General features: G+C 65.0%; 21 protein-coding genes, 1 tRNA gene and 1 riboswitch. Of the genes, 8 read left to right on the top strand and 14 right to left on the bottom strand.

The genetic code is table 11. The features are described from left to right. The first annotated feature begins 42 nt into the window (after positions 1-42). A complete protein-coding gene (locus tag BW11_RS08805) occupies positions 43-1,341 on the top strand; it encodes a glycosyltransferase family 1 protein (protein WP_181162578.1) in 1,299 nt (432 codons plus the stop codon). 61 nt (positions 1,342-1,402) lie between these two features. Here BW11_RS08805 and BW11_RS08800 read toward each other — a convergent pair. The 4 genes from BW11_RS08800 to BW11_RS08785 form a co-directional block, all read right to left on the bottom strand. Further along, positions 1,403-1,479 (bottom strand) — tRNA-Asp (locus BW11_RS08800). 125 nt (positions 1,480-1,604) lie between these two features. Next, complete coding sequence (locus BW11_RS08795; protein ID WP_181162579.1) at positions 1,605-2,444, bottom strand: ABC transporter permease subunit; 840 nt, start codon at positions 2,442-2,444, stop codon at positions 1,605-1,607. 112 nt (positions 2,445-2,556) lie between these two features. Further along, positions 2,557-3,420, bottom strand: a complete 864-nt coding sequence (locus BW11_RS08790) for an ABC transporter permease subunit (protein WP_140445522.1) — start codon at positions 3,418-3,420, stop codon at positions 2,557-2,559. Then, on the bottom strand, positions 3,417-4,349 hold the full coding sequence (locus BW11_RS08785; protein ID WP_140445523.1) for an ABC transporter ATP-binding protein: 933 nt from the start codon (positions 4,347-4,349) through the stop codon (positions 3,417-3,419). Before BW11_RS08785 ends, BW11_RS08790 begins: the two co-directional genes overlap by 4 nt. 227 nt (positions 4,350-4,576) lie before the next feature. Between BW11_RS08785 and BW11_RS08780 the strand changes: the two genes are divergently transcribed. Next, entirely contained in the window at positions 4,577-6,019 is a 1,443-nt protein-coding gene (locus BW11_RS08780) for an MDR family MFS transporter (protein ID WP_181162580.1), read from the top strand. Positions 6,020-6,046: 27 nt separating this feature from the next. On the opposite strand, the gene BW11_RS08775 is transcribed toward BW11_RS08780, so the two are convergent. Further along, complete coding sequence (locus tag BW11_RS08775) at positions 6,047-6,952, bottom strand: DUF1684 domain-containing protein (protein WP_181162581.1); 906 nt, start codon at positions 6,950-6,952, stop codon at positions 6,047-6,049. Between the two features lie 229 nt (positions 6,953-7,181). Next, a riboswitch (FMN riboswitch) is annotated at positions 7,182-7,308 on the top strand. 184 nt (positions 7,309-7,492) lie between these two features. On the opposite strand from BW11_RS08775, the gene ribD reads away from it, so the two are divergent. The 6 genes from ribD (at position 7,493) to BW11_RS08745 (ending at position 14,487) form a co-directional block, all read left to right on the top strand. Further along, a complete protein-coding gene (ribD, locus tag BW11_RS08770; protein ID WP_140445526.1) occupies positions 7,493-8,608 on the top strand; it encodes a bifunctional diaminohydroxyphosphoribosylaminopyrimidine deaminase/5-amino-6-(5-phosphoribosylamino)uracil reductase RibD in 1,116 nt (371 codons plus the stop codon). Further along, complete coding sequence (locus tag BW11_RS08765) at positions 8,589-9,263, top strand: riboflavin synthase (protein WP_140445527.1); 675 nt, start codon at positions 8,589-8,591, stop codon at positions 9,261-9,263. The genes ribD and BW11_RS08765 overlap by 20 nt, the downstream gene beginning before the upstream one ends. Positions 9,264-9,300: 37 nt before the next feature. Next, positions 9,301-10,629, top strand: a complete 1,329-nt coding sequence (gene ribB, locus BW11_RS08760; RefSeq protein WP_140445528.1) for a 3,4-dihydroxy-2-butanone-4-phosphate synthase — start codon at positions 9,301-9,303, stop codon at positions 10,627-10,629. A gap of 1 nt (position 10,630) precedes the next feature. Continuing rightward, a complete protein-coding gene (ribE, locus tag BW11_RS08755) occupies positions 10,631-11,137 on the top strand; it encodes a 6,7-dimethyl-8-ribityllumazine synthase (RefSeq protein WP_140445529.1) in 507 nt (168 codons plus the stop codon). 504 nt (positions 11,138-11,641) lie between these two features. Next, entirely contained in the window at positions 11,642-13,318 is a 1,677-nt protein-coding gene (gene ettA / locus BW11_RS08750) for an energy-dependent translational throttle protein EttA (protein WP_140445530.1), read from the top strand. Positions 13,319-13,584: 266 nt separating this feature from the next. Then, entirely contained in the window at positions 13,585-14,487 is a 903-nt protein-coding gene (locus tag BW11_RS08745) for an acyl-CoA thioesterase II (protein WP_140445531.1), read from the top strand. Positions 14,488-14,574: 87 nt separating this feature from the next. Here BW11_RS08745 and BW11_RS08740 read toward each other — a convergent pair whose 3' ends face one another. The 9 genes from BW11_RS08740 to BW11_RS08700 all read right to left on the bottom strand — a co-directional run bounded on the left by BW11_RS08740 (position 14,575) and on the right by BW11_RS08700 (position 24,942). Next, positions 14,575-15,111 carry a DUF3180 domain-containing protein gene (locus BW11_RS08740; protein WP_140445532.1) on the bottom strand — a complete coding sequence of 179 codons (537 nt, stop codon included), beginning with the start codon at positions 15,109-15,111 and terminating at the stop codon, positions 14,575-14,577. After that, positions 15,108-16,589, bottom strand: a complete 1,482-nt coding sequence (folK, locus tag BW11_RS08735) for a 2-amino-4-hydroxy-6-hydroxymethyldihydropteridine diphosphokinase (RefSeq protein WP_140445533.1) — start codon at positions 16,587-16,589, stop codon at positions 15,108-15,110. The genes BW11_RS08740 and folK overlap by 4 nt, the downstream gene beginning before the upstream one ends. 13 nt (positions 16,590-16,602) lie before the next feature. After that, positions 16,603-17,511 (bottom strand): dihydropteroate synthase, encoded by a 909-nt coding sequence (gene folP / locus BW11_RS08730; RefSeq protein WP_140445534.1) that lies wholly within the window; start codon positions 17,509-17,511, stop codon positions 16,603-16,605. Positions 17,512-17,589: 78 nt separating this feature from the next. Beyond that, positions 17,590-18,177 carry a GTP cyclohydrolase I FolE gene (gene folE / locus BW11_RS08725; RefSeq protein WP_140445535.1) on the bottom strand — a complete coding sequence of 196 codons (588 nt, stop codon included), beginning with the start codon at positions 18,175-18,177 and terminating at the stop codon, positions 17,590-17,592. Between the two features lie 7 nt (positions 18,178-18,184). Beyond that, positions 18,185-20,287: an ATP-dependent zinc metalloprotease FtsH gene (gene ftsH, locus BW11_RS08720; RefSeq protein WP_140445536.1), complete on the bottom strand. Its 2,103-nt coding sequence runs from the start codon at positions 20,285-20,287 to the stop codon at positions 18,185-18,187. Beyond that, entirely contained in the window at positions 20,284-20,856 is a 573-nt protein-coding gene (gene hpt / locus BW11_RS08715) for a hypoxanthine phosphoribosyltransferase (RefSeq protein WP_140445537.1), read from the bottom strand. Before hpt ends, ftsH begins: the two co-directional genes overlap by 4 nt. Before the next feature lie 97 nt (positions 20,857-20,953). Continuing rightward, positions 20,954-22,393 carry a D-alanyl-D-alanine carboxypeptidase/D-alanyl-D-alanine-endopeptidase gene (locus tag BW11_RS08710; RefSeq protein WP_140445538.1) on the bottom strand — a complete coding sequence of 480 codons (1,440 nt, stop codon included), beginning with the start codon at positions 22,391-22,393 and terminating at the stop codon, positions 20,954-20,956. 90 nt (positions 22,394-22,483) lie between these two features. Further along, positions 22,484-24,133 carry an ABC transporter permease gene (locus tag BW11_RS08705; protein ID WP_140445539.1) on the bottom strand — a complete coding sequence of 550 codons (1,650 nt, stop codon included), beginning with the start codon at positions 24,131-24,133 and terminating at the stop codon, positions 22,484-22,486. Next, positions 24,130-24,942 (bottom strand): ABC transporter ATP-binding protein, encoded by an 813-nt coding sequence (locus tag BW11_RS08700; protein WP_140445540.1) that lies wholly within the window; start codon positions 24,940-24,942, stop codon positions 24,130-24,132. Before BW11_RS08700 ends, BW11_RS08705 begins: the two co-directional genes overlap by 4 nt. Between the last annotated feature and the right edge of the window lie 3 nt (positions 24,943-24,945).

Raw genomic sequence — 24,945 nt, 5'->3', positions numbered from 1 at the left:
CCACCCGCGCGGAGAGGCGATACGGCTTTTAGACTGGGGTTCGTGACCGTCATAGACACCGCACCGCATCCGTTATCGAGCATTCAACCCCCTACGCACCAGACCGCGTATGAGGAGCGCAAGCTTTCGGTACTCGTCGTCAGCGAATCGTCGCTGGAACAGACCAATGGTGTCTCCGGAAGCGTGAAGCATATTCTCGACCGCTTCTGCGAACGCGGGTTCGACGCCCACGTCATCAGCCCGCAGCCCGCTCCCGACGACGGCGAATACGACGGCTACAACGTGGACACGACCCCGTCATGGCCGATTCAGAACTTCAACGTGGCCGTACCGACGAAGACGTCGGTGATACGCCTCATCAAGGAACTGCCCCGCCCGGACGTCATCCACGTGGCCGCGCCAATATCGAAGCTCGGACATGCGGCGCTGATCGCCGGCGAGGAGATGGGCGTGCCGACGGTGGCGATCTACCAGACCGACGTGGCCCAGTACGCTCGGCGGTTCGTCCGCGAGGCGCTGGACGGCGTCGTCGACGGCGTCATGCCGAAGCACACCGGGTGGCTACGCAAGGTCAGCAAGGCCTCGGGCGAAAGCGCGGAGCAGATCGTGGGCGCACGCATCGCCCAGATGCACAACATGGCGACGCTGACGCTCGCCCCCACGACGCAGGCCGCCGAACGGCTCGAATCGTTCGGCGTTGCCCCGGACCTCATCCGGCAGTGGGGCCGCGGCGTCGATTCGTGGCTGTTCAATCCGCGGCGCCGGGAACGCGCCGAGGTGCGTCAGCTGCACGACAAGTGGAGCGGCGGCACGGCCCTACCGGTCATCGGATACGTCGGCCGACTCGCCCCGGAGAAGCAGGTCGAACGCCTTGCGGCGCTGGACGGGCTCGGCATGCGTCTGGTCATCGTGGGCGGAGGCCCTTGCGAGGAGGAGTTGCAGGAGCTCCTGCCGCACGCGGTGTTCACCGGCATGCTGCACGGCGATGAGCTGGCCGACGCATACGCCGCGCTGGACGTGTTCGTGCATACGGGGGCCGAGGAGACGTTCGGACAGACCATTCAGGAGGCGATGGCCAGCGGTTTGCCGGTCGTGGCTCCGGCCGCCGGAGGACCGCTCGATCTCGTGTCGGACGGCAGAACCGGCCTGCTGTTCGATCCCGACGACGAGGAGGATCTACGTTCGTGCGTGGAGCGACTGATCGAGGATCCCACGTTGCGCGAGACCATGGGATTCAACGGACTTGCGGCCGTCAAGAGCCGCACGTGGCCCGCGTTGGTCGATCAGCTCATCGGCTACTATCGACTCGCCGCCGAACTGCAGATGGCGCACGCGGCGTGATTCGCCGCTGATCCGAACCGGATACGAAAACGGGCTTCCGAATCATTCGGAAGCCCGTTGCTGGCGACCCCGGCCGGACTTGAACCGGTGACCTCCGCCGTGACAGGGCGGCGCTCTAACCAACTGAGCTACGGGGCCGTGTGTTTCTCACTCTCGTGAGGCACGAGTGGATATATTACACACTTTTTCATGATCGCAAAACTCGGCGTGTCGCACTGGAATCCACACTTCGGTCCGCACATCCGGCGCATCGACCAGCACGATCAGCGCACGGCCAGATCGCGCGTGGCGAACAGACGGTACGCGGCCGCAAACCCGACCACGACGATCAGCACTGCCAGCACGGCGAACGGCACGGGCATCCGCCCGTCGATCACCTCACGCGGCGTGGAGTAGCGGAACGGGGAGAGAACCCGCGCCACGACCGACGCATCATGATCGGAGAACATGTCGAAGACGACGCCGGCACCGTAGGCCACGACCACCGAGGCGTTGCCGATGGACGCCCCCTGCTCCGGGCGCGGGCACGCCGCGGACGCGCAGGCCCCGATCGCGCCGAAGACCAGCATCATGACGAACAGCCAGACGGAGAACCGCCAGATCACCGTGGCGGCCGTAGCGTCATTGAGCCCGGGCACATCGCCCAGCAGTCGCAGGCACAGCAGCGACGAGATGCAGTTGACGGCGACGAACGCGATCGCATCCGTCAATGCCGCCATGAGTTTCGCGCTCAGAATCGTGGTACGCGAGACGGGCCGCACGAACAGGAACTCGTAGGTCCCATCCGTCATCTCGCGCGACACCGCGTTGCGGGCGAGCGCGACCGTGTAGACGGCCGCCATGATGCCGGTGTAGAACTCGATCACCGCGTAGTATCCGGCGAACGTGGACATGTCAAGGTCAGAGATGCCCATGACGGCGAGCGCGACCTTTGGGAAGGCGTCGGTGAGTTTGCGCACGGCGTCGGCGTCACCGCCAGCGATGCCCTCGAACTTCATCACGCCGGCTATGTTGAACAGGATGATCACCACGCTCCAGATCAGCCAGACCTTCATGTTGGCCTTCAGTTCGCGCGCGATCATGGCGAACAGCGTCTTCATCATGACGCCCTTCCTTCCTCTTCCCATGGTCATCGAACGCGATCGACCGGTCCGCAGCGCAGCCACTGCCTGCCGTCGATGATGATGCGGTTATGGTCAATGCGAATGTGGTCGTTCATGCTCGCGGATCCTCCTTCGTCGGCAGCGAACCGAACCCTGCGGATACGTACATGATGGCGCCGGCGATCAGACAGACGAGAACCGTCACGGCGAACAGAGCCACATAGCCCGCCTCGTAACGTCCGTGGTCGAGCGCTTCGGACACGTTGAACCAGGTGAACGGGGCGATGATGCGGTACTTGTCCTCGCCGGTCATCTCGGGCAGGCAGACGAGCATGAATCCGAGTATGCCGAATGCGGTCGCGATGCCGGACACGCTGCGGATGCGTCTTAGCAGCACCGCCGTCAGCGCTCCGATGGCAAGGAACAGCAGCCCCACACCGAACAATGACGAGGCGGCGAGCAGTAGGCGCGGCAGGGCGATGGACGTCGCGGTGGGGTCGTCGCCGAACCGGGTGTAGGTCAGCGCCACCGAGGCGAGGAATGCCAGTCCGGCGACGATGACGAGCGTGAGCCCGGCCGCGAGCTTGGCCAGATAGATGGCGATTCGCGATATCGGCATGACGAAGAGGAAGTCGGCGTCCTTGGCTCGCTTCTCACGGCCGAAGATCGCCAATCCCCATGCGCAGGCCATGATCGCCATGGTCAGCATGAGGTAGAGCGAGCTGAACCGGTAGAAGCCTCCGAAGGAGAATACGTCGTCGTTGACGCCGAACAGTGCGGCGAACTGCGGCGGGAATCCGTCGATCACCTGTTCGACGCTCGATTTGGAGTCGCGGTAGATCGGATAGGCACCGGCAAGCAGCAGGATGGTGACGATGAGGAGAGTCGCCACGCCGATGAGGAACGAACGAAGCTGGGACTTCAGCTCGAAGGCGTAGACGTGCAGTGCGGGCGCGCCTACCATGGGCGCGCTCATCGGCCCGGCTCCGACTGGTAGTAGTGCATGAACACTTCCTCCAACGTCGGTTCGGCGATCTCCACATCCGTGAGCCTCATGCCGGCGAGCGCCGCGATGAGCGCGTTGCAGTCGCCCTCGTAGAGGAACGTGGCGGTATTCGCCTCCCCGTCTTCCCCTCCCGCTTTCAGCGACCTGACGCCGGGCGTGGATTCGAGCGCGTGCACCGCGGACGCGCAATCGTCTCCCAGTGCGAGCGTCACGCGCTTGACCGCGGACCGACGCATGTCGGCCACGCTGCGGACCGCGACGATGCGTCCTTCGCGGATGATGGCGACGCGGTCGCAGATGCGCTGCACCTCGGAGAGGATGTGCGAGGAGAACAGGACGGTGGCGCCGCGGGCGTTCTCCTCACGGATGAGGTCGAAGAACGCGCGCTGGACGAGCGGGTCGAGGCCGCTGGTCGGCTCGTCGAGGATGATGAGCTTCGGCGAATGCATGAGTCCCTGCACGATGCCGACCTTCTTGCGGTTGCCGAGTGACATGTCCTCGACCTTCTGATCGAGGTTCAGTCCGAGCCGCTTGGACAGCTCACGGATGCGCGCCGAGCAGTCCGTGCGGTAGAAGCCGGCCGCGTACTTGAGCAGGTCGCGGGCGCGCATGCCGTCGTAGTAGAACACCTCGCTGGGCAGGTATCCCACCTGTTCGAGGATGCGCGTGCGATCCTTCTCGCAATCGAGTCCGAGGATGGACGCCTCGCCGCTCGTCCTGCGGATGAGCCCCAGCAGCGTGCGGATCGTCGTCGACTTGCCGGCGCCGTTCGGCCCGATGAAGCCGAAGATCTCGCCCTGCCGCACGGTGAGGTTCACATCCTCGATGCCCCGCGCCCTGCCGTATCGTTTGGTCAGATGACGTGTGGAAATCGCAGGGACGTCGTTCGTTGTGGTCATTGCCTCTCCTCGAGATGCCGCCGCCTTCTCCTGCGATACAGGATAGGAGCACGCCGCTGACCTGTCATGCCTTCCTTACGGAATCCTTATGGCGTTCGTATCGCGCACGCAAAACAACGTCCCCCGGACGCGATGAGCCTACAATGTCATGCGGTTCAACCTCACGGATCACACAACATATGTGGCAGCCCCGCCGGCAGGTACGCCAGATGAAGGATGAAGCACCCATGAACACGACCTCCACAACCCCCCAATCCCGCGACGCAGCAGCACCGTCCAACGCGCACCCCAACACGGGGGCGATGATCATCACGCTGATGATCGGCTCGTTCGCCGCAGTGCTCAACCAGACGCTGATGATCTCCGCTCTGCCCACGTTGATGCGCGAGTTCGACGTGCCCAACAGCACCGTGCAGTGGCTCACCACCGGGTTCATGCTCACCAACGGCATCATGATCCCGATCACCGCGTTTCTCATCGAGACCTTCACGACGCGCCAGCTGTTCGGCTACGCGATGGGCACGTTCTTCGCCGGATCGCTGGCCTGTGCACTGGCACCGAGCTTCGCACTGCTGATGGCCGGACGCATTCTGCAGGCGTGCGGCGCGGGCGTGCTCATGACGCTGCTGCAGACGGTGCTGTTCCGCGTCTACCCGCCCGAACGCCGCGGCCAAGCGATGGGCATGTTCGGCATGGTCATCGCGTTCGCCCCCGCGCTCGGCCCCACCGTCTCCGGGCTGCTGGTCGAATGGCTCAGCTGGCGTTGGATGTTCGCGATCCTCGTCGCGATCGCCGGATGCGTGCTGATCGCCGCATGGTTCACCGTGTACAACGTGGGCGAGCCGACGAGACCGCACATCGACGTCCTGTCCGCGGTGCTCTCCACGCTCGGTTTCGGCGGTGTGCTGTTCGGCTTCTCCGACGCGGGCAAGGCCGGATGGGCCAGCGTGACGGTATTGGTTTCGTTGGCGGTCGGCGTCGTGGGATTGACGCTGCTCATCGTCCGTCAGTTCAGGCTCGAACAGCCGATGCTCGACTTCCGCATCTTCACGATTCCGATGTTCTCGCTGTGCCTGACCGTGTCGGTGATCGGATTCGCCTCGTTCATCGGCATCGAAAACGTGCTGCCGCTGTATCTGCAGAACGACCTCGGCGTCAACGCGCTCGAATCCGGTCTGATCATGATGCCCGGCGGCATTGTGATGGGCCTGCTCAACCCGGTGGCCGGCCGTCTGTACGACCGCATCGGCGGACGCCCGATCGCCCTGATCGGCTTCACTCTGCTCACCGCCGCGGCCGCGATGCTCGCCACGATGAACGAGCACACGCCGGTGTGGCAGCCCGCGCTCTACTTCACGGTGCTGCTGGCCGGCTCCGCGTTCAGTTCGATGCCGCTGGTCACCGCCGCGCTGAATCAATTGCCCGGTCAGCGCATCCCCCACGGCACCGCGATGAACAACACGATGCGTCAGACCTCCGGCGCGATGGCCATCGCCCTGCTCATCACCATCATGAACACGCATGCCGCAAGCGCCGCCGCGGACGGCATGGACGAGGCCGCCGCCTCCGCCTTCGGCATGCGCGCCTCGTTCCGCGACGTGGCGATCGTGTGCGCGATCTGCCTCGTCGCATCCCTGTTCATCCGCGACCGCGGCCGCCGGGCCGAGTGAGAGCCGCTGACGGACGCCGCCGGTCTCTCAGTGGCGTTCTCCGGCGGTGACGGGGACGGTCACGGTGTTCTCGGCCGGGGCCAATGGGCAGGTGCAGTAGGGCGAGAACGCGCACGGCGGATTGAAGGCGCGGTTGAAGTCGAGCAGCACGTCCGACGCGCCGCCGTCGGTGCCGTCGGCATTCGCGGCGACCGTCGCGTTGAGGAACCGGCCGCTGCCGTAGGTGGTGTCGCCGTTGGTGGGATCACGGAAGATGATGAACAGTTCGCGGGCGCCGTCCTTCACGCCGCCGTCGAACGCGATGAGACGCTGTTCGACGCCCTGCGCCTCGAAGCGCACCACGCCGATGGCCTCAAGCGTGCTCGTCAGCCATTCGACGCGGGTGCTCACCACCGTGTCCTGCGACTCGCCGTACGGCTCGAACCGACCCTCGATCCGCCACGCCGGATCGAAGTCATAGACCGGGATGCCCGTGAAATCACGGCGGAACGGCGATTCGGGGTCCCGCACGCGGATGCCGAACCGGCCGCCGCGCTCGATCACCGCGGCGCGGATCTGCCCGGCTTCGACGTACGATCCGTTCGCCGTGGCGTCGCTCGGCACACGCACGGAGCCGGTGATCGGGGTGCGATCGCCCCTGGCATCCACCAGCGTCAGCGCGTTGGACTGGTCGCCAGCACTGTCGGCACCCCTGCCGCTTTCCACGGACGGCTGCGGCGTGAACATGACCTCGCCATCCTGTAACAGCCATTCGCCATTGATGCCCGGAATGACGGCCCTGAATCCGCCGAGCGCCTGCAGCCAGTACAGTCCGGTCTGGGACAGCCATCCGTACGGCGCACACAGCCCCTCCTCACGTTGACGCCTCCATGCCAGCCAATCGGCACGTTCGATGGATTCATCGGGCTGTTCGATCGTCGTGGAATCGGTCATCATATGCTCCTTTTCGATGTTTCGAGGTATCGGAGTCCAGCTTCCCTCGCCGACCCCTCCTGTCCCACGACCATACCTGCTGAGATTATGCCGACGGCGAGCGCCGCGCCGGCAAACCGTTATATCACGGCGAATCGCCGTATCAAGCCGATGCACGGCTATTCCACATTCCGAGACGACCCCGGTCCGGAAGGCGGTCGCCTGTATAGTCGTGCCCTGATAAATCAATATGCATCTTCAGGGCAGGGTGAAATTCCCGATCGGCGGTACAGTCCGCTAGCCTCGCGAGTGATCGCGCGGCCGAACCGGTGAGATTCCGGTACCGACAGTCATAGTCTGGATGGAAGAAGTTTGCGGAAGACATGCGAATGTCGGCCGACGTTCGCGCGTACTCTCATGATCGACGCCCTGAAATCCAATGGATTTCAGGGTTTTTGCGTTTCAGGAGGGTCGCGCGGACGTCTTGCGGCAGGCGAGCCCATGTCCTCCCCCATGAAACACACCCCTGGACATGCCCTATCGAGCAAGGAAAGGGGACTCATGGACGATAGGGACTTCATGTCCGTGGCGTTGCGCCACGCGCGGCTCGGAGCGGGCAGGGTCAACCCGAATCCGATGGTGGGCGCCGTCATCGTGCGCGATGGCGAGATCATCGCCACCGGTCATCATGATCATTTCGGCGGCTGGCATGCCGAACGCGCCGCGCTTGAGGCCGCGAAACGGGCGGGCGTCGACGTTCGCGGCGCCACCATCTACGTCACGTTGGAGCCCTGCTGCCATACCGGCAAGCAGCCGCCGTGCTCCAAGGCGCTCATCGATGCGGGACTGGCCCGCGTGGTGGTCGGCTCTCCCGATCCGAATCCTCTGGTGGCCGGCAAGGGCGTGCGTCAGCTGCGCGACGCCGGCATCGATGTCGTCGAAGGCGTATTGCGGGACGAGTGCGACCGGCTCAACGAGATCTTCCTTCATTCCATCACCACGCGCACGCCGTTCGTCATGCTCAAATACGCGATGACGCTGGACGGCCGCATCGCCACCTCGACCGGCCTTTCCCGTTGGATCACCGGCGAGGATGCGCGCCATCGCGTGCACGAGGATCGCTGCAGGTTCGCCTCGATCATGGTGGGCGTGGGCACCGTGCTGGCGGACGATCCGCAGCTCACCTGCCGCATCGACGGCGGTCACGATCCGGTGCGCGTGGTGTGCGACACCCATTTGCGCACGCCGATCGACGCGGCGATCGTCGCCACCGCGCGCGAGACGCCGACGATCATCGCCACGGCGGTCGACGACGAGCAACGTACGCTCCCCTACCGTGAGGCCGGATGCGAGATCCTTCGCGTGGACGCTGACGACGACAACCACGTGAGCGTCGCCGGGATCGTGAGGGCACTCGGCGAGCGCGGATTGGACAGCGTGATGATCGAGGGCGGCGGAACGCTGGCGTGGTCGGCGCTGCGGGATCATGTGGTGTCCAAGGTGAGCGCCTACGTCGCGCCGAAGCTGTTCGGCGGGCGAAACGCCCCCGGCCCGGTGGGCGGCGAGGGGGTCGAGGCTCCCGATGACGCCTTCCGCATCATCGATCGCACCGTCGCCACGGTGGGCAGCGACATCGTCATCGAAGGAGGCGTCGAGTATGTTCACGGGAATCGTTGAGGATCTGGGCATGGTCGTGCGATTGGATCGTGGCGCCGATTTCGCGCATCTGACCGTCGACTCGCCGGTGGTGGTGACCGATCGGACGATCATCGGCGAAAGCATCGCCGTCAACGGCGTATGCCTGACCGTGACGGCCGTACATGGCACGGCGTTCACCGCGGACGTGATGCACGAGACGCTGCGCCGCTCCTCCCTCGGGACCTTACGGCGCGGCGACCATGTCGACGTGGAACGCGCGATGCCCGCCGACGGCCGCTTCTCCGGACACATCGTCTCCGGGCACATCGACGGCACCGGCGCGGTCGAGTCGATCATGCCCGACGGCATCGCGAAGGTCTATACGATCCGCGCGCCATACGAGCTCATGCGGTTCATCGCCGAGAAGGGGTCGATCGCCGTCGAGGGCATCAGTCTGACGGTGACGACCGTCACGGAGACCGCGTTCGGCGTCTCCCTCATCCCGCACACCGCCTCGAATACGGTGCTTGCCGAACGCGGAGTCGGCGACATCGTCAATCTCGAAACCGATCCGATCGCGAAATACGTCGACCGACTACTCGCACTGCCGTCGCGCGATGGCGACGCCAACAGGGGAGGTTCCGGCGGATCCGGGGCGATCACCGAGAACTTCCTCATCGAGCACGGCTTCTGACATGCACACGAACCTCTTCACGGACAAAGGACACAATATGACTTCATTGAACACCGATCACACGAACATCGATCAGGTGGCACGCGCGATCCGTGACATCCGGGCGGGACGCATCGTCGTCGTGGCGGACGACGAGGGGCGCGAGAACGAGGGCGACCTCATCTGTGCCGCCCGTTACGCCACGCCGAGCAACATCGCCTTCATGGCCTCGCACGGCCGGGGACTCATCTGCACGCCGATGAGCGCCGAGATGGCCGATCGCCTCGAACTGGCGCCGATGGTCGCCACGAACACCGACAACCATCACACGGCGTTCACCGTGTCCATCGACCACGTGACCACGTCCACCGGCATCAGCGCGCGCGACCGTTCGCTGACCGCACTGGCCTGCATTGACCCGAATACGCGGCCGGAGGACTTCCGCCGCCCCGGACACATGTTCCCGCTGGTGGCATGCGAAGGCGGCGTGCTGGAACGCAACGGACACACCGAGGCGACCGTCGATCTGGCCCGGCTGGCCGGATTCGAGCCGTGCGGCCTGTGCTGCGAGATGATGAAGGAGGACGGCACGATGATGCGACGCGGCGATCTCGAACGGTTCGCCGCCGAGCACGATCTCGCGTACATCACCATCGCCCAACTGCAAGAGTACCGGCGCACGCACGCGTTCCCGAGCGTGGTGCGTCGCGTCGCGCAGGTGGATCTGCCTACCGACTACGGACGGTTCACGATGGTCGGCTACGAATCCGAGAACGGCGGTGAGCATGTGGCGCTGATGATGGGCGACGACATCCTCGCCGCGATGGCCGACGCGGAAAACGTCTCCGGCGTATCCGATACGGCGGCGGCGATTCCGCCCGTGCTGTGCCGCATCCACTCGCAGTGCATGACCGGCGACGTGTTCGGATCCCAGCGCTGCGATTGCGGTCCGCAGCTGCACGAGGCGATGCGTCGCGTGGCCGACTCGGGCCGCGGCGTGATCCTCTACTTAAGTCAGGAGGGCCGCGGCATCGGGCTTCTCAACAAGCTGCGCACCTACGAGCTGCAGGAGCAGGGCTTCGACACGCTCGACGCGAACCTGAAGCTCGGCTTCCCCGCCGACGCGCGCGAATACGACACGGCAGCGGCCATGCTGCGCGATCTCGGCATCGCATCCGTCAACCTGATGACGAACAACCCGGACAAGATCGAGCAGCTGAAGCGTGCCGGCGTCGCCGTCGCATCCCGCGTGCCGATCGTCATCCCGCCGAACGCATACGACGCAAACTACCTGTCCACCAAGCAACGGCGCATGGGACACCTGCTGGGCGTCCCCGCAACCGCAACCACCACAATCACCACTACAACAATCACCAAGGAGAACTGACATGACCGTATTCGAAGGCCAGCTGGTCGCGAACACCACCACCCTCGCCGGAAGCGAAGCGAACGCGCCGATCCGCATCGGCATCGTCGTGGCCCGATTCAACGAGTTCATCACCTCGAAGCTATTGTCCGGCGCGCAGGACGGTCTGCGCCGTCACGGCGTGGCCGACGAGAACGTCGACGTGGCGTGGGTGCCCGGCTCGTTCGAGATCCCGATCGCGGCCAAGCGCATGGTGTCCACCGGCCGCTACGACGCTGTGATCTGCCTCGGCGCGATCATCCGCGGATCCACCTCCCACTACGATCTCGTGTGCAACGAGACCGCGAAGGGCATCGCGCAGGTGTCGCTGAGCTCCGACGTGCCGGTGCTCTTCGGCGTGATCACCACCGAGAACATCGAACAGGCCATCGAACGCGCCGGCACCAAGGCCGGCAACAAGGGCTTCGACTGCGCGCTCGGCGCCATCGAGATGGTCAACGTACTGCGCGCCATCGGCGCCGGCAAGTGACCAGTCGGCATAGCCGACGTAACCGACGTAACCGACGTAACCGACGTAGACGTACGCCCCATGACCGACCCCGACGGCGGCACCGGTCATGGGGCGTACGTTCGTCCGGGTAATTCCTCCATCCTTTCCGGGCGAACGTACGGTGAGTGCCCGTCAACGTACGTTCGCCCGGATACGGGTGCCAAACATCCGAATGAACGTACGGTAAGTATCCGTCAACGTACGTTTGTCCGGATACGACCGCGAAACAACCGGGCAAACGTACGGCACCCCACCGCCGACAGTCACAGCCCCGCCATTCCAGCCCTTCCGTTACCATGGTGGGCGGTGGTTTGGCATGGAATCGACCGCTATGCGGACACGCGCCGCATGGACGCGGACGACAAGGCGAGATGACGGCAACGCAACCAACGGACGGCGACCGTCAATCCGCATGTGTCAATCTGCATGCATGAACCAAAGAAACGGCGGAATTCCAACTTTTGTAAGGAGCAGCTGCAACTCATGGCAGAATTCGTTTTCCAAATGATCAAGGCCCGCAAGGCGTTCGGCGACCGCGTCATCCTCGACGACGTGACGCTGAGCTTCCTGCCGGGCGCGAAGATCGGCGTGGTGGGTCCCAACGGCATGGGCAAGTCCACGCTCCTGAAGATCATGGCCGGCATCGAGCATGTCTCCAACGGCGAGGCCACGCTCACCCCCGGCTACACGGTCGGCATCCTGCAGCAGGAGCCGCCGCTGGACGACACCAAGACCGTCGGCGAGAACATCAAGATGGCGTTCGGCCCGATCGCGGAGAAGGTCGCCCGCTTCAACCAGATCGGCGAGGAGATGGCCAACCCGGACGCCGATTTCGACTCCCTGATGGAGGAGATGGGCAAGCTCCAGACCGAGATCGACGCCGCCAACGGCTGGGATCTCGACTCCCAGCTCGAACAGGCCATGGACGCCCTGCAGTGCCCGGATCCGGACACCCCGGTCTCCGTGTGCTCCGGTGGCGAGCGCCGCCGCGTGGCCCTGTGCAAGCTCCTGCTCGAAGCCCCGGACCTGCTGCTGCTCGACGAGCCCACTAACCACCTCGATGCCGAGTCGATCCTGTGGCTGGAGAAGTTCCTGCACCAGTACAAGGGCGCCGTCATCGCCGTCACCCACGATCGTTACTTCATGGACAACGTTGCCGAATGGATCTGCGAGGTCGACCGCGGCCACCTGTACCCGTACAAGGGCAACTACTCCACGTATCTGGAGACCAAGGCCAAGCGTATGGAGATCCAGGGCGCGAAGGACGCGAAGCTCGCCAAGCGCCTGAAGGACGAGCTCGACTGGGTGCGTTCCTCGCCGAAGGCCCGTCAGGCCAAGAACAAGGCCCGTCTGGAGAGGTACGACCAGATGGAGGCCGAGGCCCGCAACAACAAGAAGCTCGACTTCTCCGAGATCCAGATCCCGGCCGGCCCGCGTCTGGGTTCGCTGGTGCTCGAGGCGAACCACATCCACAAGGCGTTCGGCGACCGCGTGCTCATCGACGACCTGTCGTTCACGCTGCCGCGCAACGGCATCGTTGGCGTGATCGGCCCGAACGGCGTCGGCAAGTCCACGCTGTTCAAGACGATCGTCGGCCTCGAGCCGCTGACGTCCGGCGAGCTCAAGATCGGTGACACCGTCAAGATCAGCTACGTCGACCAGAACCGCGAGGGCCTCGACCCGAACAAGAACCTGTGGGAGGCGGTCTCCGGCGGTCTTGACTTCATCGAGGTTGCCGGCGTCGAGGTGCCGACCCGCGCCTATGTCGCGAGCTTCGGCTTCAAGGGCTCCGACCAGCAGAAGCTCACCGGCGTGCTCTCCGGCGGCGAGCGCAACCGTCTGAACCTGGCGCTGACCCTGAAGCAGGGCGGCAACCTGCTGCTGCTCGACGAGCCTACGAACGATCTGGACGTCGAGACGCTCGAGAGCCTCGAGAACGCGCTGCTCGGCTTCCCGGGCTGCGCCGTGGTGATCTCCCACGACCGTTGGTTCCTTGACCGCGTCGCCACGCACATCCTCGCGTGGGAGGGCGATGACGAGAACCCGGCCAAGTGGTACTGGTTCGAGGGCAACTTCCAGGCGTATCAGGAGAACCGCGTCGCCCGCCTCGGCGAGGATGCGGCCCGCCCGCACCGCCTGCACAGGAAGCTGACGCGCTAGTACATGCATACCGGCTTTCTCTCCCCCAGTCAGCTTCGCTGACAGCCCCCTCGTCAGAGGGGACCGGGATTACGGGCCTTTCTCCGCCGCGGATAACCGCCGACGGCCGGAGGAAGGCCTTTACCATATCCGCGTTACCATTGCACGATAACCCGATGTTCACGTTGCACATACGCTCGTAACAATCGTCTCCGGCACGGGTAACGCCCCGTCGCTACAGTATGAGCAAACGACAGTGAACCGAGCAAGTACATCAGGGGGAGAACATGACCGATGACACCATGACGCCGCTGGAGCATCTGGTGAAGGTGCTGAAGCTAGGCAAACCCTCGGGGTATCGCAATCATACGTATATCAACGGCGAGAGCCTGTACTTCCCCACCGGTCGCGTCTATGGCGGCCAGGTCATCGCGCAGTCGCTGATGGCCGCGGCCAAGACGGTTCCGGAGAATCGTCTGCCGCATTCGATCCACGGCTATTTCGTCGCTCCGGGAGATATCCGCCAGGATCTGCTGTTCGACGTCGAGAAGCTGCGCGACGGCCGGTCCTTCTCCGCCCGACGTGTCAACGTGACGCAGGCCGAGGGGGCGATCCTCACGGCGATCGCCTCGTTCCAGGTCGAGGGGCAGTCCGGCGTGGAGTTCGCCGATCCGATGCCGTCCGACCTGCCCGACCCGGAGTCGCTCACCAGCGCGAAGGAGCTGATGGAGCCGTACGCCGGCAAGTCGCCGTTCGCGAACTATTACGTGAAGAAGTCGCCGTTCGACATCCGCCATATCACGCGCACGATCATGCTGGGACCGGACAAGGAGTCGGCCGCCGCCGATTCCGGACGGCAGATGGTGTGGATGAAGGCCGATGGCGAGGTCGACGTGCCGCAGCTCATGCACCGTGCGATGCTGGCGCTCGGCTGCGATCAGGTGATGATGGAGCCGGTGTTGCGCCGCGCCGGCCTGTCGATCTCGACACCCGGCATCTCCTACGCGTCGATCGACCATTCGATGTGGTGGTACCGCGACGTGAACATCAACCAGTGGCATCTGTATGTGCAGGATACGCCGACCGCCGCGCACGGCCGCGGACTGGGATTGGCGAAGGTGTATTCGCGTGACGGCGAACTGGTTGCGGCGATCGCGCAGGAGGCGATGATCCGCGTGCCGCGCGACTGAAACCTTGGGCTTATCTCTCCCCCAGTCGGCTCCGCCGACAGCCCCCTCGTCAGAGGGGGCCGGAAGAATACGGTGATTACCGAGTCTTTAGCGCACGGTCTTGGCGGCGGCGGGGGCGACGCCGCGCTCCCTCTCAGCCCTCTTCATCTTGGGATTCTCCGGGCCTTCGGTGGGCGGCAGCTGGCACAGCCACTCCCCCACCAGTCCGATGACCATGTCGATCAGGCAGACCACGGCCGTCACCGCGCATTCCAGTACCGCCTGCGAGTAGAAGTCGGCCTCGATATGCCCGATGGTGGGGATGATCTGCCCGCCGTACCATCCGGCGAGCATCGCACCGGCCAGCGCGAGCGCCTTCGACAGCACCAAGGTGTCGAACGCGAGTCTCGGATTGATGAAGGTGCTGGGGCGTTTGCGTGGATCCGTGGTGGCGTACTTGTGCACGTTCAACGCGAGGATCAGCACGATGACGCCGATGGCGATGAGCAGTGCGGCCACGAACCATGGGGCGCCGATCAGCGTGAGATTGAAGCGCTCCCCCAGTTCCGCGACGACGGCACCGGCGACCGTTCCCAACGCAAGGGCGAGGGCGGGCTGCCACCACGGCGTACGTTTTGCGCTCATCGAGGGGTTCCTCCCAGAATCCAGTTGTCGGACAGTATGCCGACGCGCGCCGCGTCGGGTGCCATCGCCAGCAGGAACGACACCGGGTCACCGCCGAGCGTGGCGTTCGGATCCATGTCCATCCACGGGGCGAGTACGGAAGCGTGTTCACGAGCCGTGGGCCATGGTACGCGGCAGTCGGGATCGTCGGATTCGACGCCGTCCATGTCGACCAGATCGAGGTCGATGGCGTTGCCGTGCGACTGCTCGATGGTGCCGAGTGCGCTGATCAGGGCACGTGCACCAAGTCTGGTCTCGATCTGGATGACCGCGGACATCGCGTCCGGTCCATCGAAGTTACTCACGTGGTACAGGGGCGAGATGCCTTCGACCTGATTGCCGGGAAGTCCGTCGATCGCGACGATCGCCTCGCGGAACAGTCGTTCGGCGTCGGTGGAGGTCGAGTCCATCGAGATCACGGCCCTGCTGGAGATCATCGCACCGTCACCGGCATCGACGACGGTCCGCGACGGACGCAGCCCCGAAGCGTCAGCCGGCATCCCAGCCGACTCCGCGCCCATCCAATCCTTCGAGACGAGTGTGACCGGCGGCCTGTCCGGATCGGATTCGGCAAGCAGTCCTTCGGCGAGCTCGCGCACCGGACCGCCATGCATGCCGGGCAGATCGGCCTTGGGATCCAGCGCGGCCCACGGTACGAGCACGAACGCCCGCTGCCATGCGCGAGGATGCGGCAGGGTCAGGTCCGGATCGTCCGATTCGACGCCGTCGTAGTCGATGATGTCGAGGTCAAGCGTGCGGTTCGACCAGTGTGTGTCGCGCGTGCGGCCGTGATCGGCCTCGATGCACAGCAGCTCGTGCAGCAGACGGGATGCGGGCAGCGTGGTCGTCACCTCGACCACGGCGTTGAGGAAATCGGGCGTGCCGTCGGGCATGCCCCATGCGGCGGTGCGATACAGGGGCGAGACGCCGACGATCTGCGTGCCGTCCAACGCGTCGATGCGACGCACGGCATCACGCAGCGTCGATGCGATATCGCCCTGATTGCCGCCGAGCGCGATCACCGCGCGATGAATGCCGTCCGACGCATCCTGTCCGTCACCATTATTCCCCGCATCCGATTCGCGCGTACGGTCGATGGTGACGGCGACGTCGTCGAACGGCACGGTGATCGGCGCATGGGGCTTGTGCACGGTGACTTCGACTTCGCGGATCGCCGTGTCGACGGCGAATACCCGATCGGCGATCTCCTGCGCGAGTTTTTCGATGAGATCGACGTGATCGCCTTCGATGACATCCACGATGGCCTTGGCGACCTTCCCGTAGTCGACGGTATCCCCGAGCGCATCGGTACGCCCGGCGCGGGTCAGATCGAGATGCAGCGTGGCGTCGACGATGAACGGCTGGGCGCGTTCGTGTTCGAAGTTGAGCACGCCGTGCGTGCCGCTCGCACGCACACCGGTCAGTCGGATGATGTCCATCGAATTCCTTTACTTAACTTAACTGTCTATTCGCGTATTGTCCCGCGTACTGCCGCCACACGTTGCCCACGGCCACGGCGGCACGGGATCTGGGCACGTCGTGCACACGCACCGCCCATGCGCCGTGTTCGGCGGCGAGCGCGCTCAGCGCCGCGGTGGCGTCGTCGCGAGCGGCCATATCGGGGCCGGCCCCGTCCACGCCGTCGATGCCCGCCCCGGCGAGGATCGCGGTGACGAAGCGTTTGCGCGATTGTCCGATGAGCACCGGATAACCGGTGGCGCGGAACGTGTCGAGTCCCGCGAGCAGCGGCAGGTTATGTTCGATGCCGGGCTTGGAGAAGCCGAGACCCGGGTCGATGATCACGCGCGTCGGGTCGACGCCGGCGGCGAGTACGTCGTCGACCTGACGCATCAGCTCGTCGCGCACGTCGCTGAGCACGCCATGCTCGTAGTGCGAGGTGTCGGCGTCGGGGGTTGCGCCGTGGGATCCGGCGAGCCAGCCGCGCCAATGCTGCACGATGTACAGGCAGTCGTGGTCGGCGACGACGTGCGGCAGTTCACGGTCGAGCGTGCCGCCGGAGACGTCGTTGATGATCTGCGCGCCCTCGTCGAGCGCGGCCTTCGCGACCGATGCGCGCGTGGTGTCGATCGACAAGGTCGCTCCGGCGGGGATGAGCGCCCTGACCGCGCCGGTGATGCGCGCCAGCTCGTCGGCTTCGGAGACGCGCTTGGCGCCGGGCCGCGTGGATTCGGCGCCGATGTCGATGATGTCGGCGCCGGCGTGGGCCATGGCCCGCCCATGGTTCGCGGCCGCGACCGGGTCGAGCCAGAGGCCTCCGTCCGAGAAGGAATCCTCGGTGATGTTGAGTACGCCCATCACGAGCGTGCGATCGGTATCGTGCAATGCTCGCAGATCAACCATGATGTTCCCCTTCGTGTGATTGCGATTCCATGGATTGCGAGTCGGCCCGTCACCTGTAGACGCCTGTGCGGCGCGTCCTCACCGACTCATGATGAGGCTCATCGCCTCGGAACGCGTGGCGGGATTGCGCAACAGCCCCCGTACGGCGGAGGTGACCGTGCGTGCCTCGGATTTCTTGATGCCGCGCATCGACATGCACAGGTGCTCGCATTCGGTGACGACGATCACCCCACGCGCGCCCGCGTATTCGACGAGCGCGTCGGCGATCTGCTGGGTGAGTCGCTCCTGCACCTGCGGGCGGCGCGCATACACCTCGACGAGCCGTGCGAGCTTGCTCAGTCCCATCACGCCGTCCTTGGCGGGGATATACCCCACGTGGGCGATACCATGGAACGGCAGCAGATGATGCTCACACACCGAATACAGTTCGATGTTCTTGACGAGCACGAGCTCGTCGGTGTCCACGTCGAAGTGCTTCTCCAGCACCTGCGCGGGCGAGGACCCGAGGCCCGCGAACAGTTCCCGGCAGGCGCGGGCGATCCTGTCCGGCGTCTCCACGAGTCCTTCGCGATCAGGGTCCTCGCCGATGGAGGTGAGGAAGAGGCGTACGGCACGGCGCACGCCCTCCTCGTCGTAACCGCGGTAATCCGGGTTCGTGCTCGTCATCGTCCGATCACTCGCCCGGCTTCATGCCGACCGAACGCTTGAGCGATTCGGGGATCTCGACCGGCGGACGATCGGAGTCGGGGCGCTTGTCGTCGGACAGCCACACCGGACGTTCCGGTGCCTTCTTGATCGGCGCGAAGATCTCGGCCAGCTCCTTCTCGTTCAAGGTCTCCTTGACGAGCAGCTGACGGACGAGTTCGTCGAGGATGTCGCGGTTGTCGTTGATGATCTTCCACGCCTCGGTGTGCGCGGTCTCGACGAGCTTCAGCACCTCCTCGTCGATGATCTCGGCGGTCTGGTTCGAGTACTTGTGCGGGCCGATGCCGTTCAAGTCCGAGCTCTGATCGTCGTCGTCGGCCCACTTGATGGCGCCGAGCTTCGTCGAGAAGCCGTACTGGGTGATCATCGTGCGGGCGATCTTCGTCGCCTTCTCGATGTCGTTGGACGCGCCGGTGGTCGGGTCGTGGAACACGATCTCCTCGGCGGTGCGGCCGCCCATCGCGTACGCCATCTGATCGAGCAGCTGGTTGCGCGACTGGGAGTAGCGGTCGGAGGTCGGCATCACGGCGGTGTAGCCGAGCGCGCGGCCACGCGGCAGGATCGTCACCTTGGTGACCGGGTCCGTGTTGTGCAGCGCGGCGGCGACGAGAGCGTGGCCGCCCTCGTGGTACGCGGTGTTGCGCAGCTCGTCCAGGGCCATGCCCTTCGACTTGCGCTTCGGGCCGGCCTGGACGCGGTCGATCGCCTCGTCGATGGCGCGGTTGTCGATCAGCTGGGCGCCGGCGCGGGCGCACAGCAGGGCAGCCTCGTTGAGCACGTTGGCGAGGTCGGCACCGGTGAAGCCCGGCGTGCGCACGGCGACCATGTGCAGGTCGACGTCCGGCACGAACGGCTTGCCCTTGGCATGAACCTTGAGGATCGCCTCGCGGCCTTCGAGGTCCGGGGCGGCGACGCCGACCTGACGGTCGAAGCGGCCCGGACGCAGCAGGGCGGGGTCGAGCACGTCGGGGCGGTTGGTGGCCGCGATGATGATCAGGTTGGTGTCGTTGTCGAATCCGTCCATCTCGACGAGCAGCTGGTTCAGGGTCTGCTCGCGCTCGTCGTGGCCGCCGCCCATGCCGGAACCGCGCTTGCGGCCGACGGCGTCGATCTCGTCGATGAAGATGATGGCCGGGGCGTTCTTCTTCGCCTCGTCGAACAGGTCGCGCACGCGGGAGGCACCGAGGCCGACGAACATCTCGACGAAGTCGGAGCCGGCCATCGCGTAGAACGGGACGCCCGCCTCGCCGGCGATGGCTCGCGCGAGCAGCGTCTTACCGGTGCCCGGAGGACCGTACAGCAGCACACCGCGCGGGATGCGCGCGCCCAGCGCCTTGTACTTGGACGGATCCTTGAGGAAGTCCTTGATCTCCTCGACCTCCGCCAGGGCCTCGTCCTCGCCGGCGACGTCGGAGAACTTGGTGGTCGGGGTCTGGCCTTCGAGCAGCTTGCCGTTGTTCTTCTTGCCGCCCATGCCGAGCATGCCGCCGGCACCGCCCATACGGCTCATCATCCACCAGAACAGGGCGAAGAAGATGACGAACGGCAGGATCGAGCTGATGAGGTAGCTCATCATGCTGGTCTGCTCGATGTCGGCGCTCCAGCCCTTGGATGGCTCGGCGCTCTCGACGGCCTTGATGATATCCTGCCCCTGCGCGAACGTGTAGTAGAACTGCACCTTCTGACCGTAGTTGTGGTCCTTGCCGGTGTCGGGGTCCTTCTTGGTGTAGTCGGCCTTGAGGTCGAGCGTCACCTTCTGCTTGTTGTCGACGATCTTCGCGTAGTCGACCTGCCCGTTCCTGAGCAGCTGCAGGCCGTCCTTGGTGTCGATGGTCTGCGCGCCGGTGCCCGTGAACATCTGGAACATGAGAGCGACGATGACGACGATGACCGCGCCCCACAGCCACGGCGACTGCCAGAACGGCCTGTTGCCGTTCCCGTTGCCGCCGCCGTTGCGATTGTTCCCGTTGCCGTTGTCCTTATTATTATTGCGGCGGAACGGGTTGTTGAATGGGTTGCCGTTCCCGTTGTTCGGGTTGTTCGGCTGCCCCGGCCCCTGAGGGAAGCTCATGCCTGTTCTCCTTGGTATACTGACGGCTTCAGCACCGCGATCGAATCGAGATTGCGGTAACGCTCGTCGTAGTCCAGACCGAATCCGACGACGAACTCGTCGGGGATCTCACGGCCCTTGTACTTCACATCGACGTGCACCTCACGCCTTGCCGGCTTCTCCAGCAGGGCGAAGATCTCCACGGATGCGGCGCCACGGCGCTTCAGCTCCCCGACCAGCCATGCGAGCGTATGGCCTGAATCGATGATATCTTCGACGATGAGGATGTGCCGACCGCGAACATCGGTCGACAGATCCTGACGGATCGTCACGGTGCCGCTCGATTCGGTGCCCGAGCCGTAGCTCGACAGGCTCATGAAATCAAGCTGGCACGGAATGGACAGCGCCTGCGAGAATGCGGCGATCGTGTTCACCGCGCCCTTGAGCACGGCGATGACCAGCGGATTCTTGCCACGGTAGTCCTCGCTCGCCTGTGCGGCGGCATTGTTGATGATGCTCTGGATCTCTTCTTTGCTGACCAGCTCGTGGTCGATGTCGTCTTGTACGTCAGCGATTCGCATGCCAACCATCTTGGCACACGCGAATGACGTGTTTCTGAGGAAAACCTGAATGGATTCCGAGTATTTACACGAGCTACCGAGCGACCGGACGACTTGACCGGACGACCTACAGCTTGGCCAGTCCCGCCGCAAAACTGTCGACGGCCTTGTTGGCCTCCCATGCGTTGACCGGATTGTTGACGATCACCGCGAAGGCGAGCACACCGCCCTTGCTCAGGGAGATGTTGCCGGCCAGGGATCGCACATTGTCCAGCGAGCCGGTCTTCACGCGGATCAATCCGCGCGTGGACTGATCGGCCACGCGGCTGCGGGCGGTGCCGACCAGTCCCGGCACCGACAGTCCCTCGAGCGCCGCTGCCGCGCCATCGTCCGGATCGACGAGTCTCGACTGCACCTCAACGAGCGTCCTCACGGTCAGGCGCGTGCCCGGAGCCAGTCCGGAGCAGCTGCTCAGCGTCATGCCTTCGGTGCTGATGTCTCCGTCCTTCAGCACACGTTCGACGGCCTTGACGTCTCCGGTGATGGAGTTGCCCGTACCGAGCTTCAACGCGGTCAGACGTCCGAAGAGCTCGGCCAGTGTGTTGTCGGAGTGGCGCAGCATGAACGCCATCACCTCGTTGAGCGGTGCCGAACTGACCGAGGCGATGCGGTTGGACGGCTTCTGCCCGCTCACGTCGGTGGAGTCGGTGACGGTGATGCCTCGTGCGGACAGCAGCGTTTTGAACGTGTTCGCCGCGTCAATCGCCGGATGCTCGGACAGGATCGGGTATTCGGTGAAGGAGTCCCGGTCCTGGCTCTCCAGTCCGGTCCAGTCGCGTCCGCCGTCGATGGCCATCGAGGAGATGGCCGTGTAATAGCGGTGTTCGGCGTTGTTCTCGATGATGTTCGACGGAGTGCGGTCGTCGCCGAACAGGGAGTCGTCCGTTGCGAGCGCGACGCGGGTGACGCCCTGCTTGCGAAGCGCGGCGGCGGTCCTGTCCGCGAGGGTGGCGAGCCCCGCACGGCCGTTGATATGCGTGGGATCGTTGTTGCCGGCGCCAAGAAGCATGTCGCCGTTGCCTTTGAGGACGATCGTGGGGTCGTCGCCGGTGCGGGTCAGATACACCTCGGTGTCGAGCGTGGACCCCATCTCCAGCGTGTTCGCGGCCGCATACGCGGTCAGTGTCTTGGTGGTCGACGCCGGCTCGCGCAACGTGTTCATCTCATGTTCGGCGATCACGTTGCCCCGCGCGTCCGCCACGGCGACCGAGAAATCGGTGCCGATGCCTTCGGTCTTGCCAAGTTCGTCGATCAGGCGGGCGACCGCCGCCTTGTCGATGTCACCGCCGTCGAGGTCGACATCGCCGGAGACCGTACCGGCTGCCCTGGCGGCGGACGGATCCGGGTAGGAGCGCGTGGCGACGCCGCGCATCGTCAGCAGTCCGGGGACGGCGTCGGCGGCGTCCGCCACGGCGTATCCGACGCCAAACACGGCCGTCAGCACCACGCACAGCGCGCATACGATGACGCGATGGCCCGCCTGCCGCCGGCCGTTGCTCCGACTCATTCCTCCCCCTTCCGCGCCCCCGCGTTCCGGGACACGCATACGTGTGGATCGCCGCGCGGCGTACGGTCCTACCGCCGCTTCCTCTACTTCTTACTTCTGCAGGGAGGCGAACTCGTCCAACGTGCCGAGGATGCCGACCGCGCGCGCATCCAACAGCTTACCGCCAAGCCATGTACCGAGCGCGAGAGCACCCGTTCCATTCACCAGCGCGGCCACGGCGATGGTCATCGTGGCGCCCGGGGCGCCGAACGTGTGCATGACGAGCGTGACGAGTGCGACGATGCCGGCGGGCAGCATGACGAACACCGTGCCGAACATGTGGACGAACGGGAACACGCCCTGTGCGGCGGCGCGTCCCTGCGGCGTGGAGAAGGGACGCTCGATATCGGGAACCGGGTAGAGCAGCAGTGTCGAGACGATCTCGGCCAGTCCGAGTGCGGCGAACGCGACGCCGATGCCGATGAACAGGCAGCCCAGTCCCATCGCGATTCCCTCCGGCGTGCGCCAGTCCCCGGTGAACGCGAACAGTGCGACGGCGAGTGCAAGCATGTAGATGATGACGAATCCCACGAGTACGCGTATGCGCCCCAGACGGTCGTCGATTCCTCTGACGCCACTGATCACCTCCATGGCGAATCCGGTGCCGTCGTAGGCGAGGCCGTTGCCTTCGACCATCATCATGAACAGTCCCAGCCAGATGAGCGTCTGCCATGCGAGGAACGTGGTGCCCGCGGTACGTGGCTGCATGGTGAAGATGACGACCATGATGAGCGGCATGACGAACAGCACGGCCTGACGCGGGTCGCGTTTGAGATAGGTGAACAGTCGTGCGGAGATGGCTCCGGACACGCTGTCCGGCATACGGGCGAAATCACCCAGACCGGCCTTGACCTTGCTGGACGTGTCGGCACCACGCATGTGCCGCTGACGTCCGAGGCACCACATGGAGACATAGAAGCAGACCACCCATGCGACGGCGAGGATAATCAGACGGATCGCGAGCGGCAGCCACGCGCCGGCGATGACGTCGAACGGCAGCTGGAACGCGGCGCCGAACGGAGTGAATGCGAGCAGTCGGGACAGAGCGGAGAACGTCCCGAGGCTGGACTGCGATCTGCCTGAACCGTCCTGCGGGAGGATCAGCGCCGGTAGCTGAGTCGCCGCGATGAACCCCACGATGACGATGATGTAGAACGTCGCACGGCCGCGTGCCGTGGTGACGAGCGTGGTGGCGAGCGACATGACCGTCTTGCCGACGAGAACGGTCGTGATGACGACGAGCAGCGCCGAAAGAACACCGGCGAGCACGACGCCCCAACCGATTGCGCGATAGATGAACGCCAGAGCGACAAGGGCGCAGAAGGCGATGATCGCGGCCGGTCCGGTCAGTCCGGCGGCGATGAGCGCCCACAGCAATCGGGAGTCGCGGATGCCGTACAGTTCGAAGCGCTGCGGGGTCAGTGCCGATCCCTCGCCGAGAAGCATGAGCTGGATGATGACGGCGAACACCATGCCGATGGCCCCGATCGTGACAAGCAGGGCGTTCAGTCCGGGCACGAAATCAGGATCCGCCGCGAACTGCGGCATGCCGAGCAGGGCCGCGAACACGATCATGACGACGACTGCGCCGGCCCCCATGGTCAGCAACAGTGCGAAGCCGATGGTCTGCAGGACGGAGCGGCGCAGCACGGATATGGTAAGGATCCAGCGCAGGCGGACGACTACGGCGATCTCGCTCATCGTCCGACTCCCGGCTCCTGCGCGCCCATCGAACCGTCGAGCCAGTCGAGTCTGGCCGCGGCGTGGCGTCCGCCGACCAGCTGAAGGAACCGATCCTCGAGGTCCATGCCGGCCGCGACCTCGGCGACGGTGCCGGCCGCGCACACGCTTCCCCGGTTGATGACCGCCACGTGCGTGCACATCCGTTCGATCAGAGCCATGACGTGGGAGGAGATGATGATGGTGCCGCCGGTGGCCGCGTATTCGGCGAGGATGTCCTTCAGGTTCGCGCTGGAGACCGGGTCGACCGATTCGAACGGCTCATCGAGCACGAGCAGACGCGGACTGTGGATCATGGCCGAGGCGAGGCAGATCTTCTTGACCATGCCGGTCGAATAGTCGACGACCATCTTGTCGGCCGCATCGACGAGGTCGAACGCGGCGAGCAGGTCGCGCGCACGGGCGACGGTCTCGGCGCGCTTCATGCCACGCAGCATGCCCGCATATACGAGCAGCTGCAGGCCGGTGAGCCGGTCGAAGATCTGGGATTGCTGCGGCATCACGCCGATCATGTGCTTGGCCGTGTTGACGTCGCGCCACACGTCGACGCCGAAGATCGACGCGCCGCCCATGTCCGGCGTGAGCAGGCCGGTGACCATGTTGAGCGTCGTGGTCTTGCCCGCGCCGTTCGGTCCGACCAGACCGTAGAACGAGCCGACCGGGATGTCGAGGGACAGCCCGGCGACGGCGGTCTTCGCACCGAAGCGTTTGACGAGGCCGCGGATCGACACCGCCGCATGAGGGTCATAGGGTACGGCAGGAGGTTGCATGGT

It is taken from the genome of Bifidobacterium sp. UTCIF-38 (genome assembly GCF_006454495.1).
Taxonomy (GTDB): Bacteria; Actinomycetota; Actinomycetes; order Actinomycetales; family Bifidobacteriaceae; genus Bifidobacterium; species Bifidobacterium callitrichos.
This window is presented reverse-complemented; position numbering and strand designations above follow the sequence as displayed.